We start from the raw sequence: 14298 nt of genomic DNA, 5'->3' as shown, positions 1-14298 counted from the left end.
AAAGGAGACGATAACGATGGCGTTTCAGCCACAGAAGGAAATAACCCCGGACGAGCTGGCCGCGCGGTTGAAGCGGGGCGAGCAGGTCCATGTGCTGGATGTGCGTGAGCCATTGGAGTGGGCTGAAGGCCACATTCCAGGGGCTAAGCATATTCCGTTGGGACAGCTGCTAGAGCGGTTAGCAGAGCTGGATCCGGAGGAAGAGGTAATCGTCGTCTGCCGCAGCGGCGGGCGGAGCAGTCTGGCCTGTGAGCTGCTTAGTGAGAGAGGCTACCGTGTAGTCAACATGACCGGCGGAATGCTGACTTGGCAGGATGAAGTGGAGTGAGTGACATGCTGATCACGGCAGGAGGATTGTTGCTTGCCGCCTGGATAAGCGGATATGTACTTCGGTTGGTATGGCCTGTCCCGGGCCTAAAGTTCGTAGGGGAGAAGGGCTTACGCGGGTTCGACCTGCCGCCGCAGACGAAGATGCTGGATGTCCGGGACGCGTCTTATTATGAAGAATGCCATCTGGATGGAGCGATTAACATTTCGTTAGGTCGATTGCCGTTTCTATGGCATAAGGAGTTATCGCCATCTTGTCCTGTTCTGATCATTGCAAACCGTCGATCTGCGGTGTTAAAAGCAGCACGAATTTTACGCAGACGAGGCTTCAAGCAGCTCTACGCCTTGCGCGGAGAAGCTTGCCGGGAAGGATCTTCGCGGAAGCCTTGCTTAGAGAAGGGCCCCGCCTGTTGATGCAGGCGGGTTTTTGGTGTACAGTGAAGCGATCATGGTTCTCACGCGCTTGAGTGTGAGGTTGAAACTTTCAGACTAATATGAACGTTTATTGTACAGCAAGTATATTAGAGAGCAGGGGAGAGACAAGCATCATGCCAACGCCTACATTACCCAGCCGCGCGAGCCGGACAAGCCGGACAGGCCGCGCGTCGGCCAAGCGGGGAACGGGGGCTAAGAAGCGTACGTCCGCTAAGAAACGGCGGAAGCGTGGATTTTTCTATCTGATGTCCCGGCTGATTATCGCGATGATGCTGATCGGGACGGTGGCCTTATTCTGGTTGTTCTTTACCCCGTCAGGGAACAATATGCGCTATTTAATGGCCGATACGCTGATTACGACGCAGCATCGCCATTGGGCCAAATATATCATCGGACAAGCCGAGCTGGACAAACGGGTCGCCGCTTACCAGGCGCAATTCGAGCAGATGGGAACGGAGAAGGACACCCATACGATTGATTTGCCCGACCCGGAGGATCAAGAAGACACACAAGCGGAGAAGCCGCTCATTGAAATTGAAGAGGTCTCCGGCAAAAGCTATCACGGGTACGTGCTTACTGTAAACGACCCGACCAAAATCCGTTTGGGGGTTCCAGCGAAACGGGGCAAAGGGGAGAAGGTCTCCAGCATGGTCGCGCGGACCGGTGCCATAGCCGGCGTGAACGGCGGCGGCTTTGCCGACCCGAACTGGAAAGGCAACGGCTTCAAGCCGATTGGGGTGGTCATTTCCCAAGGGAAGCTGTATTACAACGGCATTAGTTCAGGGGCATCGACGCAGATCGTGGGCCTGGACAAGAAGGGCAAGATGATCGCCGGTAAATATACGCTGGAGGAATTGAACAAGCTGGGGATTCAGGAAGCGGTGACGTTTCAGCCGCGAATTATCGTAAACGGCAAAGGACAGATCCGCAGTCAAAAAGAAGGCTGGGGCATCGCGCCGCGGACGGCCATGGGGCAACGCGAAGACGGTGCGATCCTGTTCGTTGTCATCGACGGGCGTCAGCCGGGCTACAGCATCGGCGCCAGCCTGTACGATGTTCAGCAGATTATGCTGGAACGCGGCGCCGTGATCGCCGCCAATTTGGACGGCGGGTCGTCTACCGTATTGGTGAAAGAAGGCGGGGAGATCGTGAACAAGCCTTCGTCCGAATACGGAGAGCGGTATTTGCCAACCGCGTTTCTCGTCTTTGAGGATCCGTCCAAGGTGAACATCCCGAACATTTGGGAAGGCTTGCGTCCACAGGACATTGATCCCGGGAAGAAGTGAGGCGGCAGAAGCAGAGGCCGAGCAGAGGGGAGTATCCCTTTTGCCCGGCCTCTTTGTTATGTAGTAAATCCGTTAGTCCTTGCTCCAAGTAAAGCGCTGACGATATTTTCGCGGGGACATGCCTTCGGTCTTGCTGAAGCAAGCGGTGAAATATGCGGCCTGGTTAAATCCCACTTGTTCGGCGATCCGTTCGATGGTCAGATCGGTTTGCACAAGCAGCAGCTTAGCCTGCTGGATGCGCAGCCGTTGCAAGTAGACGGCAGGCGAACAGCCGAACACCTTCTGCATACAACGGGCGATATAGACCGGATGGAAATTGATACTCTCCCCAAGCTTTTGCGCGGAGAAGGGTTCGTTATAATGCTCGCGCAAATAGGAGGCTGCCTTCTCGGCGCAGGCTGACTGCGGAGAGAGTCTGGCATTGGATGAGGAGGCCGACAGTTCGACGATTACATCTTGAAATAGGGCCTGCTGGCGCAATCGGACGCTGTCCAAATGGAGATCTCGATTCAAATCCGTCAGTTCCTTCAGCAGCGCGATCATTTTCTGCGGCTGGGCCAGCTTCGCGTATTGGGGCAGAGGGACGGTATACGATGTCGCCGTGAACGGAGGCAGTGAAATTGAACCAGGGGTGCCCTGATCCGTCAGGCTGCATCCGCAATGCTGGTAATCTTCCTCCTCAACGACGCGCCATTCGCCCAAGAGTTGAAAATGCAGCCAATGGTGCAGCGTATCCTCCCGGCAGCCTTCCAGCGCATAGTGGTAACAGTCCGGGCGGAGGATGAGTGAGTGTCCGGCGGGCACTTCGTAATCACGGCCTTCTTCGCTGATATATAAACATCCGTACTCGACGACCAGCAGGTCGAAGGCGCCGATATTTTGCCGGCTGGGATGCTTGCCGCCGACCGGGATCACCGCTGAGCCGCTGACGATGTAGTGGGGAAGTGGCGGCGCGGTAAATTCAATGATGGGAGGCAAAGGATACCCACTCCTCTTAGGTTGGAATATTGAAAAATCGAGTTGATTCAATGATACATCAAAACGAAATTACCATCTATAATGTGTTTCATGCTAACACGATGATAGGGAATCCGCGGGATTCTCCGAACTTCAGGAGGTTGTAATAATGAAAAGTAACAAGGGCGGCGAGAAGAATAAATTCTCTCTCTGGCTGCTCGCATGGCCTATATTTATCGAGTTGTTTCTGCAAATCTTGCTGGGAACCGTCGATACGCTGATGGTCAGCCGTATTTCCGACAATGCGGTGGCGGTCGTGGGCTTCTCCAACCAGTTGTTTAATGCGCTGACAACGCTGTTTGCTACCGTCGCTAGCGGGGCGGGGATTGTAATCGCCCAGAAGATCGGTTCAGGCCGCGAAGAGGATGCGCGGACCGTTGCGATCATCGCCTTCAAAGTGACGGCAGGAATTGGTCTTATTCTCAGTATTTTGCTGATCGCTGTTCCTGGTCCCATCGCTACGATATTGCAGCTTCCGAATGAACTGCTGCCGCTGGCGAAAATCTACATCTCCATTGTTGGCGGAGGGATGATTCTAACCGCGATGATTTCCCTGCTTGGCACTGCGATCCGCAACACTGGAAATACGAAAGGCCCGATGTACACGGCGGTAGGCATGAACGTTTTGCATATCCTGATGAACTATTGCTTTATCTTTGGAGCGTTTGGATTTCCGCAATGGGGGCTGACTGGCGTGGCAATTTCAACGGTAATCAGCCGCTTCGTTGCTACGATTGTGTTGTTGTTCATTTTCCTCGGTACGTTTCAGCGTCGAATCGGATTTAAGGACATGTCTGTCTACGATGGCAAGCTGTTTAAGGAGGTGCTGGTCATCGGCTGGCCGCTGGGGGTCAATTCGGCGAGCTGGGTGTTCTCGCAGCTGGCGATTTTCTCCTTCCTGGCGATGCTTGGCGCAACCGAGTTGGCCGCCAGAACCTATATGAATACGCTGGAGTCGTTCTGCTTTATGCTGGGCTTCTCGCTGGCGATGGCGGCGCAGATCCAGATCGCTCACCTGTACGGTGCAGGCAAAACCAAAGAAGCTTACCGTGCCGTATACCGCGTGCTGGCCTTTGGGCTGCCGCTCGTGATCGTCAACGCATTTATCCTTGTGCTGTTTGGTCCGAAGCTGTTGGGGCTGTTTACGCAGGATCCCGAGATTTTAACCCTCTGCGTGGCCTTGCTCTGGCTCAATCTGTTGCTGCAGCCGGGCAAAATGATCAACATGGCCCTCGGCAACTCGTTAAATGCAGTCGGGGATACGCGGTACACGATGATCATTTCCTTGATCTTTATGTCGGTTGTCGCAACCGGCTGCTCGTATTTGTTTGGCGTTTCGATTGGCTGGGGCATTATCGCCATTTACGCTTGCATGATCAGCGACGAATATATTCGCGGCGTCTTTTCGTTCTTCCGTTGGAGAGGGCGTAAGTACCTGCGCAGAAAAGAGCAGGAGCTGCTGCAAGAACGGGGATGGGCCCAGGAAGACCAAGGACAGGGGCAAGGGAATCAGACGATGGATGGCGTTGCTCCTTCGGCATTATAGAATGTGCAAATAAAAAAAAGAGTCGCAGGGCGGCCCGGAAGGGCGCCTGCGGCTCTTTCTGTTTTTGTGCGAACTCCTACTCTTTCTCTCGATCAGGCAGCTGCTTGACGTAGCTGTCGCTGAGGCGGAGCAGTTCAAGCGCACGGTTATATTCGCTTTCCGTTGTTAACGCTTGGGTCACGCCATCCTTAGGGAGCGGATACTTCGTACCGTCATCATACCATACCCCAGGGATAAACAGCGCCTGGTCATTGATGAACGATCCGGAAGGCAGATAGTAACGCTGCGGTAACAGGTTGTAAGATGTTTGGTTCAGCAGATCCTCACCAAAGTGAATATGGTTATCAAGATTGATCCCAAACAGATTGGCTACCGTCGGCAGGATATCGACTTGACCGCCTACATTGTCCATGACCTCAGGCAATTCGGTACCCGGCACATGAAGGAGCATAGGGATATTGATCATATCAATGTAGCTGTAATCCCGTCCGTAAATTTCTTTCATCAGTTCAAGTCCATGTTTATCCAGCGAATACATCGGTAAGCCGAGATGGTCCCCATAAATGACAACCACACTGTTGTCCCAGATGCCTCTTTGCTTCAAATCCTCAATAAATTGGCCGAGGGCGTAATCCGCATAGCTTTGCGCCCGCAAATAATCGCCAACCATATTGTCTTGGTAACGCTCAGGCAGCTGAATTTTATCCTTGTCATGCGGTGTTGTAAACGGATGGTGCGCCGTCATCGAGATCACTTGAGTGTAGAACGGCTGTCCCGTTTGCTGCATGCGATCCAACTCTTCAATGGTCTTCTTGTAGAGCACTTCATCCGAAGGTCCAAAGAAGACGGTATCTTCGGTACCAAACCATTTCTGGTCATAATAGCGGTTGAAGCCAATCGCTTTGTACAATTCCCCGCGGTTCCAGAAATCAACGACATTCGTATGGAACGTTGCCGTATCATACCCTTGATCACGCATCAGCTTCGGCAAGCTTGGCAGATCTTTGTCCGGGTAGTTTTGCGTTGCGGCCTCATTGTACGGGATGTAGAACGAGGTGTTCACCACAAACTCGGCATCTGAGGTATTTCCTTGTCCGACCATTTGATAGAAATGGCTGAAATAGGTGTTTTCCTTAACCAGTTTATTCATATTTGGCGTAACTTCCTGACCATCGATCTTCAGGCCAATCAGGAAGTTCTGGAACGATTCCATCTGAATGATGATTAGATTCTTGCCTTTGGCCGCACCAAAATATTTCGGTTCAGCCGGAGGGGTAATGCCTTTCAAGTTATTGATTTTCGCCTGGGAGATCTCGTTCTTGTCAACCAGCTCTTCCTTCTTGGCGCTGGAGAAAATCGTGTACGTTTCATAGTTCAGGATGCCCATTTGCTCAGCCTGCTTGATCTCATTCATGCTGGCCCGGTTCGGCCATACATTAAAGATACACAGCAGCAGGGAGAAAGCGAAAATCCCGGTAATGACGCCGGTGCTGGCTTTTCTTAGATTAAATAAAGCTTTCAACTTCTCTGCGCGTTTCTTCCGGAACAACCAGAAGCCGATCACCACGATATCCACAAAGATCAGCAGATAATAAGGGGCGAGCAGCGAGAACACGCTGTTCTTCACCGCGGTAACCTGATTCACCTGCTGCAGGGCCGTGTAGTTCACGATAACCCCATAATATTTATGGTACATAACAGCGGCGAAGAATACGGCTGTAACGATGAGATTGACGGTTAAATAAAGGCCGATCTTACGTTTGGAGGAGAACCATTCAATCAAGCAGAACAAAATCCAGATAAACGGGATTTCCTTCAACAATGGCCCCCAAGCGGGTACTACATCAAAGATAGCCGTCCAGACAAGATAAATCTTGAAGATCATGATGACAGAGAAGAAGACAAACGGCTTGATGCTGGCGAGCCGGATGCGATTGAACTGTGACACTTCGTTTCCTTCCTTTCCGTAAAAACTCCTTAGTTAGAATTAATGCCGAGTTTACAATTTTAACACCTCATATATAATACATGAAATAGCCGCAAGAATAAAATTAATCAATTCACTCAATTAGCAAGATATTCCACTTAAAGTGAGACGCAACGCGTCGAAAGCCGTATTATTGACGGATAACGCCCCTTTTTGGTAAATTAAAGGTAATCTTTCTTTTCGGAAATGTTGCTTCGTGATCGAAAGATGACTTTTAGAACCACCCGATTTAATGAAAGTTCTACAAGTCAGGTTTGGAGCACCGAGAAGGTTGAATGAAGCTAGGGACTGAGTAGCAGAGCGTAGCTGGAAGCTACGTGAGCAACGGAAGGCCCGGGTGAATTCAAGATTCGATGTCGAGTAAACTTCGATGAGTTAGCTTCGTGATCGAAAGATGACTTTTAGAACAACCTCTAAAGAGGAGAGATATTGATGTCGGTGAAGGTTCTTAACTAGTAATCTCATAGAGACGGTTACACAGGGTACAGAACGTGCCGCTTGAGCTATAAGCGTGCATGTATTTTCCCGTACGCTTGTTTCGGTCTATGAAGTAGTTAAGAACACACACGAAAGCATCTTGCAGCTCATCCGAGTAGCTGCCGTTATCTGTATAACGATGAAGCCGTGCTGTTTTCAGCACGGCTTTTTTGATTATTTAGATCGGCAGCGAGCGGGAGGAGTATAGGCAAAGGATGGCATACGTGCGTCCTTTGCCTTTTTTATTTCCGAAAAGAAGGAAGATTAACCCCATTTGAAGGAGGCTTTCCCTTGGAAAGATTTTCACTAAGCACATTGGAATATGAAAGCATCAAACAGGAATTGCTGAGATATGCAGTATCTTATGCTGGTCGAAAACGCATCGAAGAGCTCGCACCGATGATGGAGAAGCGGGCCGTCGAGCGGGCGATGGCGGAAACGGCGGAGGCGCTTGCCCTGTATGGAAAAGGAGCCAGTGTCCCGCTGCCTTCGCTGGAAGGGATCGAGCAGGTCGTCTCTTTGCTGGGCACAGGCTATCTGTTCACAGAGCAGGATTTGACGGCGGTGCAGATGTTCCTGCACAGCTGCGGGCAGCTTAAGAAATATATGGCCGCCAAAGGCGAGCTGGCCTGGAGAATCGGTGTCTATGCGGCGGATTTGCAGGACTTGCCTGCTCTGCAGCAGGAGATTCTCCGCTGCATCCGGCACGGAGTGATTATGGATGACGCCAGCCGGGAGCTGGAGAAGGTACGCAAAAAAATCAGCATCGTCAAAGAGCGGATCCAGAAGCGGATTCAGGCCGTCATGGCTCGGCATGCTTCGATTTTGCAGGAGAACATCGTCAGCGTGCGCGGCGGCAGATATGTGATTCCGGTGAAAAAAGACTACTACAAGCAAGTTAACGGCCGGATGCTGGACCAATCGACCAGCGGGCAGACCGCGTTCATCGAACCGCAGGAGGTTGCTGCCTTGCAAGGCGAGCTGGAGCTGCTTCAAGGCGAAGAGGCGCGGGAGGAAGCGAAAATCCTCGGATACCTTGCCGGATTGGTCGAACGGGAAGCGGCTGATCTGATCCGGAATATCGAGATTACAGGGTTGTATGATTTTATTTTTGCCAAGGCGAAATACGCAGCGGCGATTGGCGGGATCGAGGTGCAGCTCAGCGAGACCGGAGAGACGGTGATTCGCGGGGCCAAGCATCCGAAGCTTCTGCAATTGATGGTTCCCCTGGATATGGCAATCGGAAGAGAGTACCGGACGCTGATTATCACCGGCCCCAATACCGGCGGGAAGACGGTCGTTCTGAAGACGTTTGGCCTGCTGACGTTGATGGTGCAGTCGGGGCTGCTGGTACCGGTATCACCGGGCAGCCGCTTTGCGGTGTACCAGGGCATTCGCGCCGTCATCGGGGACGGTCAGAACCTGGAACAGTCGCTCAGCACGTTCTCCGCTCAGATTGGCGCACTGGTGCAAATTCTGAAGGAGGCGGGGCCTGCAACCCTGGTGCTGGTCGATGAGCTGGCGGCGGGGACCGATCCCGGCGAAGGGATCGCCTTGTCGATCGCGATTCTGGAAGAGTTCGCCCGGAAAGGGTCAACGGTTATGGTCACGACCCATTTCAACGAACTCAAGACGTTCGCCTCCCGGGCGGAAGGATTTGAGAACGCGCGGATGGAATTCGACGCCGAGACGTTGCGTCCGCTGTACCGGCTGACCATCGGGCAATCCGGTCGCAGTTATGCGATCGAAATCGCCCGCAAGCTCGGGATGTCCGGCGGGATCATCGAACGCTCGCAGCATATTGTCAGCCGCCAGCAATCCCCCGATGGCTCTGGCAGCGGCGGTCTGCGCTGGGATGAGATCGTTCCGGCGAAGCCGGCAGCGGAAGCGAGAGATGGGCGAGGCAAGGCGTCTTCTGTGCCCGGGAGCTCGCGAGAAACGGGACAGCGGGAGAAGGAGGCGGGAGTGACGGCACAACCGGAAGCCTTGCGAGCAGGCTTGAACGGTCAAAGAAAGGAGGACGGAGGGGGCGCAGGTCAACCTGCTGACGCCGGGGCGTTAACCGGAGAAGCAGCCCTTTCGCTTCCCCGTAAGTTTGAGGTGGGTGACGCCGTTCTCGTCACCTCCATCGGGAAGATTGGCATCGTCGTGGAACCGCCGGATTTTCGCGGTATGGCGTTAGTTCAGGTCCAGAAGCAGAAAATCAAGGTGAACCATAAACGCTTAAAGCCATATCTCAAGAGCGAGTCTCTGTATCCGGAGGATTACGACTTGGACATCGTCTTCGATTCGAAGGAAAACCGGAAAAAGCGCAAGCTGATGAGCAAACGGCACGTGGAAGGATTAATGATCATTAAGAAACCGGGGGAGGATGGACTTTGAACGGGAATTAGCCGGCGTCGGCGCCGGGTATAGGTGAAAAAGCGCGAGCTTAGATGGCCGTTTCGTTTGGCCCTAGGCTCGCGCTTTCGTTTACTTGTGGCGGTTTTTTTTTTGCTCATTTCCGGAAATTCGGCGTTTCGAGCGAGAAAAACTGCATTTTTGCAGGAATCGTAACCTGGCGCAGTCAGTGTAAGCTTCGGTTATCCGCCTTTAAGCGGGAACTGGCAGCTGTTGAACCAGCGTCGCCACGAATTGCTCAAGAAACGCTTGGTCTTCTGCGTCAAACCGACCTTTCCGCGGACTATCGATGTCCAGAACGCCGATCAGCCGGTCCTCCTTCACGATGGGCACGACGATCTCGCTGTTGGATGCTGCATCACAGGCAATGTGGCCTGGGAAAGCGTGGACATCCTCCACCCGCAGCGTTTCGCGGCGTTCTGCACTGGTGCCGCAGACTCCTTTGCCAAGCGGGATCCGAATGCAGGCCGGTAGGCCCTGAAACGGTCCGAGCACGAGCTCGTTGCCGTCGTATAAGTAAAAGCCCACCCAGTTGATATCGTCCAGGTAATGGTTCAACAGGGCAGCCGCATTAGCTAAATTGGCTACCTGGTTCGTTTCTCCGCTGATGAGCGCTTGAAGCTGCGACAAGACAGCTTGCTGCTGCTCTTTGCGGGTACCGCTATATTCATTGGCATGAAACATGCATCATTCCCTCCTTAAAACTGACGGCGTGATCAGGTTGCCGGCAGCGATAGGTCTATTATAAAGGAGTTTTTTGTCGAGTGATAGCACCCAGATGGAAAGGGAACGTTAAAATCTTACAAAGTCCGACACTGAGTGCTATTTTTTATCAAATTTGCAAAATATGTTTTTTGGCATCATGCGATAAAATAGGGACAAGATTAATGAAAAGGTGATTTTTATGGTACCTCAATCTCTCCGAAGCGCAAGCTGTACCAATAATAAAATCAGCAACGACTTGAAGGCAACCATCGAGCATCTGCGTATGGAGTTGATGAATGCCGCTACCCAAGATGACTTCAGCAGCGGCACCATTCTGGAATTAAGCCAGCGTCTGGATCAGTATATCGTGATGGCCCAAAGTCAAATGCTTGGCAAATAAGCGGTCGCCTCAGGCATTTCTGCGCCAAGAGCCTTCTCGATGAAGGCATGGACCACCTCGGTATACCGCTTCGGATTGATGCCGTATGCATTGGCATGAACCGCGCCTTCCACGAGCAACAGTTCTTTAGGTTCAGGCTTCACTTGATACATCTCCCGGCTCATATAAGTGGGAACGTAGTTGTCCTCCGTCCCGTGGATAAACAACACCGGCAGCGTGCTGTTCTCAACGGCTTTAATCGGGCTGACCTGATGCAGACGGAAGCCGGCTTTGCGATGCAGCAACTTATCGACCAGCGGCAAGAGCGGTTTGGCTGGAAGCTTGTTCAGCTTGCTGATCTGATGTCGAATGAGCTCTGTCAAATCCGAGTAAGGGCAGTCCGCGATCACAAATCTCACGTTTGGATGGGCGATGGTAAGATACTCCAGCACCGTTCCACCCCCCAACGATTGGCCATGCAGGCCGATCACACTCTTTTCCCCGTAATGCTCCAAAATCCAGTTGACCCAGGCTTGGACATCGTATTTTTCCTGATATCCATAGGTCGTGTAATCCCCCTCGCTGCCGCCATGTCGACGTTGATCGACCAGCAGAATGTTAAACCCTGCCTTCCGGAACACGTCAATGTATTGCGTGGAAGCGAGCAAGGAAACCGTATAGCCGTGGACGATGATCATCCAGCGTTGGCTTCCCGGAAACAGTTCCAGAACATACCCGTTAAGCTTCAGCCCATCTCGGGATCGGACTTGAACTTGTCGTTTCGGCAGCCGTTCGAATTGGTCGCGCGTAAATACCCCGGTTCGTTCCAAATACTCGTAGATGCTCTCGTTCGTCTGCAGTCGCATCTGGGTGATTTGGCGCACCGCAAAACGCGGCAGACCAGTTACGAATGCCAAAACAATCAGCATGAAAAACAAAATAACGATCGTAAATACCATGTTGCTGGTTCCTCCTTGCGAGCCTATCCATGAAGCTCTCTTACGCTTTTATAGTATCACCGAAAAGTTGGAAGGAAAATCGCCGTAGGGAAAATTTCTCCTGTCCCTTTGACGTGCCCATTCCGATATGATTAGCTAGTTAAAGATGCTGCGATCCATGACCACAAGTGGAAAGGGAGGAAGGCGAACGTGTACAAATGCGGCGGAGACATACCTGTGCTGGAAAGCGAACGGCTGCGGCTGCGGCGGATGGAGCGAAGCGATGCCGAGGTGATGTTTCGGTATTGGAGCGATCCGGAAGTCACTAAGTATATGAATGTTCCACCGTTTGCTTCGGTGGAGGATGCTTGGGAAATGATTAACCTGCTGAACGGTTTATCCGAGAGCGAGGATGCGCTCCGTTTCGGTATTGAGCTGAAGGAAGAACAGAAGCTGATCGGCAGCTGCGGTTATAATGTTTGGGAGCTGGCCGGGGCTTATCGCGGGGAAATCGGCTATGACCTGGGCCGCGAATATTGGGGGCACGGGTATATGTCGGAGGCGCTGCGAATGTTGCTTGCGTACGGCTACGAGACGATGGGACTGAACCGGATTGAAGCGCTGGTCGATCCGCGCAACGACGCTTCCCGTAAATTGCTGAAAGGATTTGGGTTTGTGGAAGAGGGGTTGCTTCGGGAATATCAGAAGACGGAGAAAGGTTTTGTGGATTTGTTGATGTATTCTTTGTTGAAGAAAGAGTATTACTCGGGAGGAGCAACTTAAGCGATGAGGAAGTCTGAGCAGAAATATAGCGGCGGCCTGCTGCACCGCTTGGATCCGCTAAGCAAGCTGGTCGCGTTAGCTTGTATTGCTACGCTTGCCATGCATTGGGACGAGCTGGAGCGGCAGGTGATCTTGTTGCTGGCATTGGCAGCGGGGGCCAAGCTGGGGGCCGGAATCGGCTGGGGGCGGTTATTGCGGCGTATCGCCTGGATTTTGGGCTTTGGCCTGCCGTTATTTGTGGTTACTGCGCTGGCGGTGCAACTTCAAGAGGGAGGTGCCGGAGGCGGAGGAATCCTGCCAATTTCAGGCCGTGCGCTGGAGGACGCTGCCGCCGTGACGTTGCGGCTGGTGAATTTATTTTTGTCCTCGCTGGCGTATATTGAATCCACGAATCCCAAGGATTTTGTTGTGATGATGTCGACTCGTTTAAAGCTGCCTTACCGGTTCGTATTTGGCGTATCGCTGGCAATGACGTTCTTGCCGTTGCTTGCGGAGGAAGGAAGACAGGCGGCCGCCGCCCGTAAACTTCGGTTGGGTCGCAAACCGCGGGGGATTGCCGAACGGCTAGCGCAGTGGCGGGGCCAGTTGGTCACGGTGTTCACCGGGGCGATCCGCCGTGTGGAACAAACCGCAGGAGCGATGGATGTGAAGGGATTTGGTGCGTATCGGGAGCGTACGTTTTTGCGAGATGTACCGCTGAAGGCGGCGGGGGTATGGACGATGCTGGCAAGCTTGGTGCTGACGGCGGGCCTGTGGATGCTGTAACAGAATTTGACTCGTTGGAGGGCGGTTTTTACAGACATGCAGGCCCTGAGGGTAAGGGCAGTTCCGGCTTTAATTTGAAAAAAGGACTTGACGCGAGTTGATTGTTAACCTAGATTATTAATTGTGGTTAACAATTGTCGCGCTGAATAGGGGATTGCCTGGGGAGTACGCAAATATGTATGAAATTTCGAATACAATTTGCCCCAAGGTTGTAAAACGCAGAAATGTAGTGTGATTTTTTCGAATGGATGAGAGGATGGTTCAAATGAAAGAGAGAAATTCCGGCAAAGTGTTTCAGCGCTTTACGACGCTTGATATTGTGCTTATGGCGATGCTGGCCGCGGCGAATGCGGTCATGACGGTGTTTCTGTCGCCGGTGAACCAAGCGCTGAATGGGCTGGGGGGACCGATCCTCACCTCAACGATTACCGGTTTGTATATGATTTATGGCTTGCTGGCGTATTATATTATCCGCAAACCGGGGACAGCTCTGATCACTTATGGGATCGGTGCGGTTGTCCAAGCGTTTATGGGGACGGCCTATGGCATTTTATCTTGTTTTGTGGCCGCGGCTTGTTATTTGGTGATTGTGGAAGCCGCTTTTGCCCTTGTTCGTTATAAAAATTGGAGCTTGCCAATGCTGCTCATTACCGGCGGGGCGATGGTGCCGTTGTGGTTCTTTTTTGCGGCGCAAATGTATGGTTACACGAAGTGGGGCATAGATGTCCTGCTGATCGCCCTCGTCGTTCGGGTACTCAGCGGCATGATTCTATGCGGGCTGTTGGTCAAGCTGCTCGGCGATGCGCTGGCGAGCAGCGGGCTGCTGCGCCGCTTCGCGGTCGGCGGCCGGGCGGAGGCGTAACATGCCGCAACCGGCATTGGAGCTGGCGAACGTCAGCTATGCTTTTGAGCCAGGCGGCGCCCCGGCGCTGCGCGACGTGACGCTCACCGTGGAACGCGGGGAGTGGGTGGCCGTTGTCGGCGCGAGCGGCAGCGGCAAATCGGCCCTGGCGCAGCTGATCAGCGGTTATCTCCCCCGTGCGGGGGGAGGGAGCCGGTCGGGCCGAGTGCGCGTGGACGGCGTCGATCCCGCAGAAGCGGCGATCGGCGAGGTGGCTCGGCGCGTCGGGGTCGTGTTCCAGGACCCCGACGCGCAGCTCGTGCAGGGCCGGGTCGAAGACGAAGTTGCCTTCGGCCCGGAGAACCTGCGCGTGCCCGCCGCTGAGCTGGAACGGCGGGTCGCGGACGCGCTG

The 14298-nt window shown here is 53.2% G+C and carries 14 protein-coding genes; 10 read left to right on the top strand and 4 right to left on the bottom strand.

Annotated features, from left to right (window positions below):
- The first annotated feature begins 16 nt into the window (after positions 1-16).
- The 3 genes from PBA01S_RS15890 (at position 17) to PBA01S_RS15880 (ending at position 2048) form a co-directional block, all read left to right on the top strand.
- A complete protein-coding gene (locus PBA01S_RS15890) occupies positions 17-328 on the top strand; it encodes a rhodanese-like domain-containing protein (RefSeq protein WP_028538065.1) in 312 nt (103 codons plus the stop codon).
- Positions 329-333: 5 nt separating this feature from the next.
- The gene (locus PBA01S_RS15885; RefSeq protein ID WP_051416840.1) at positions 334-741 is read left to right on the top strand and encodes a rhodanese-like domain-containing protein; all 408 of its coding nucleotides are present in this window, start codon (positions 334-336) and stop codon (positions 739-741) included.
- 266 nt (positions 742-1007) lie between these two features.
- Positions 1008-2048, top strand: coding sequence for a phosphodiester glycosidase family protein (locus PBA01S_RS15880; protein ID WP_232228293.1), 1041 nt, complete (start codon positions 1008-1010; stop codon positions 2046-2048).
- A 72-nt stretch (positions 2049-2120) separates the two neighbouring features.
- Here PBA01S_RS15880 and PBA01S_RS15875 read toward each other — a convergent pair whose 3' ends face one another.
- The gene (locus PBA01S_RS15875) at positions 2121-3026 is read right to left on the bottom strand and encodes a helix-turn-helix domain-containing protein (RefSeq protein ID WP_127576323.1); all 906 of its coding nucleotides are present in this window, start codon (positions 3024-3026) and stop codon (positions 2121-2123) included.
- A gap of 148 nt (positions 3027-3174) precedes the next feature.
- Between PBA01S_RS15875 and PBA01S_RS15870 the strand changes: the two genes are divergently transcribed.
- Positions 3175-4611 (top strand): MATE family efflux transporter, encoded by a 1437-nt coding sequence (locus PBA01S_RS15870; RefSeq protein WP_127576322.1) that lies wholly within the window; start codon positions 3175-3177, stop codon positions 4609-4611.
- A gap of 76 nt (positions 4612-4687) precedes the next feature.
- Here PBA01S_RS15870 and PBA01S_RS15865 read toward each other — a convergent pair whose 3' ends face one another.
- On the bottom strand, positions 4688-6559 hold the full coding sequence (locus PBA01S_RS15865; protein WP_016313593.1) for an LTA synthase family protein: 1872 nt from the start codon (positions 6557-6559) through the stop codon (positions 4688-4690).
- An 807-nt stretch (positions 6560-7366) separates the two neighbouring features.
- On the opposite strand from PBA01S_RS15865, the gene PBA01S_RS15860 reads away from it, so the two are divergent.
- Positions 7367-9457 (top strand): endonuclease MutS2, encoded by a 2091-nt coding sequence (locus PBA01S_RS15860; RefSeq protein WP_127576321.1) that lies wholly within the window; start codon positions 7367-7369, stop codon positions 9455-9457.
- Positions 9458-9667: 210 nt separating this feature from the next.
- On the opposite strand, the gene msrC is transcribed toward PBA01S_RS15860, so the two are convergent.
- Positions 9668-10159 carry a free L-methionine (R)-S-oxide reductase MsrC gene (gene msrC, locus PBA01S_RS15855; RefSeq protein WP_016313591.1) on the bottom strand — a complete coding sequence of 164 codons (492 nt, stop codon included), beginning with the start codon at positions 10157-10159 and terminating at the stop codon, positions 9668-9670.
- A 220-nt stretch (positions 10160-10379) separates the two neighbouring features.
- Here msrC and PBA01S_RS15850 point away from each other — a divergent pair, with 220 nt between their 5' ends.
- The gene (locus PBA01S_RS15850; protein WP_028538059.1) at positions 10380-10580 is read left to right on the top strand and encodes an aspartyl-phosphate phosphatase Spo0E family protein; all 201 of its coding nucleotides are present in this window, start codon (positions 10380-10382) and stop codon (positions 10578-10580) included.
- Here the strand turns inward: PBA01S_RS15850 and PBA01S_RS15845 are convergent.
- Positions 10562-11518 (bottom strand): alpha/beta hydrolase, encoded by a 957-nt coding sequence (locus tag PBA01S_RS15845; protein ID WP_085278695.1) that lies wholly within the window; start codon positions 11516-11518, stop codon positions 10562-10564. The genes PBA01S_RS15850 and PBA01S_RS15845 overlap by 19 nt on opposite strands.
- Positions 11519-11767: 249 nt before the next feature.
- Here PBA01S_RS15845 and PBA01S_RS15840 point away from each other — a divergent pair, with 249 nt between their 5' ends.
- From PBA01S_RS15840 to PBA01S_RS15825, 4 genes are all read left to right on the top strand, one after another.
- Complete coding sequence (locus PBA01S_RS15840; RefSeq protein ID WP_232228292.1) at positions 11768-12280, top strand: GNAT family N-acetyltransferase; 513 nt, start codon at positions 11768-11770, stop codon at positions 12278-12280.
- Positions 12281-12283: 3 nt separating this feature from the next.
- Positions 12284-13045: an energy-coupling factor transporter transmembrane component T family protein gene (locus PBA01S_RS15835; RefSeq protein WP_028538057.1), complete on the top strand. Its 762-nt coding sequence runs from the start codon at positions 12284-12286 to the stop codon at positions 13043-13045.
- 256 nt (positions 13046-13301) lie between these two features.
- Positions 13302-13907: an ECF transporter S component gene (locus tag PBA01S_RS15830; protein WP_371859539.1), complete on the top strand. Its 606-nt coding sequence runs from the start codon at positions 13302-13304 to the stop codon at positions 13905-13907.
- 1 nt (position 13908) lies between these two features.
- On the top strand, positions 13909-14298 hold a 390-nt coding region (locus PBA01S_RS15825), incomplete at its 3' end, for an energy-coupling factor ABC transporter ATP-binding protein (protein WP_174844495.1).

It is taken from the genome of Paenibacillus barengoltzii NBRC 101215, assembly GCF_004000745.1.
GTDB lineage: Bacteria > Bacillota > Bacilli > Paenibacillales > Paenibacillaceae > Fontibacillus > Fontibacillus barengoltzii.
Note: the sequence above shows the minus strand (reverse complement) of the source record. Positions and strands in the feature narration are given on the sequence as shown.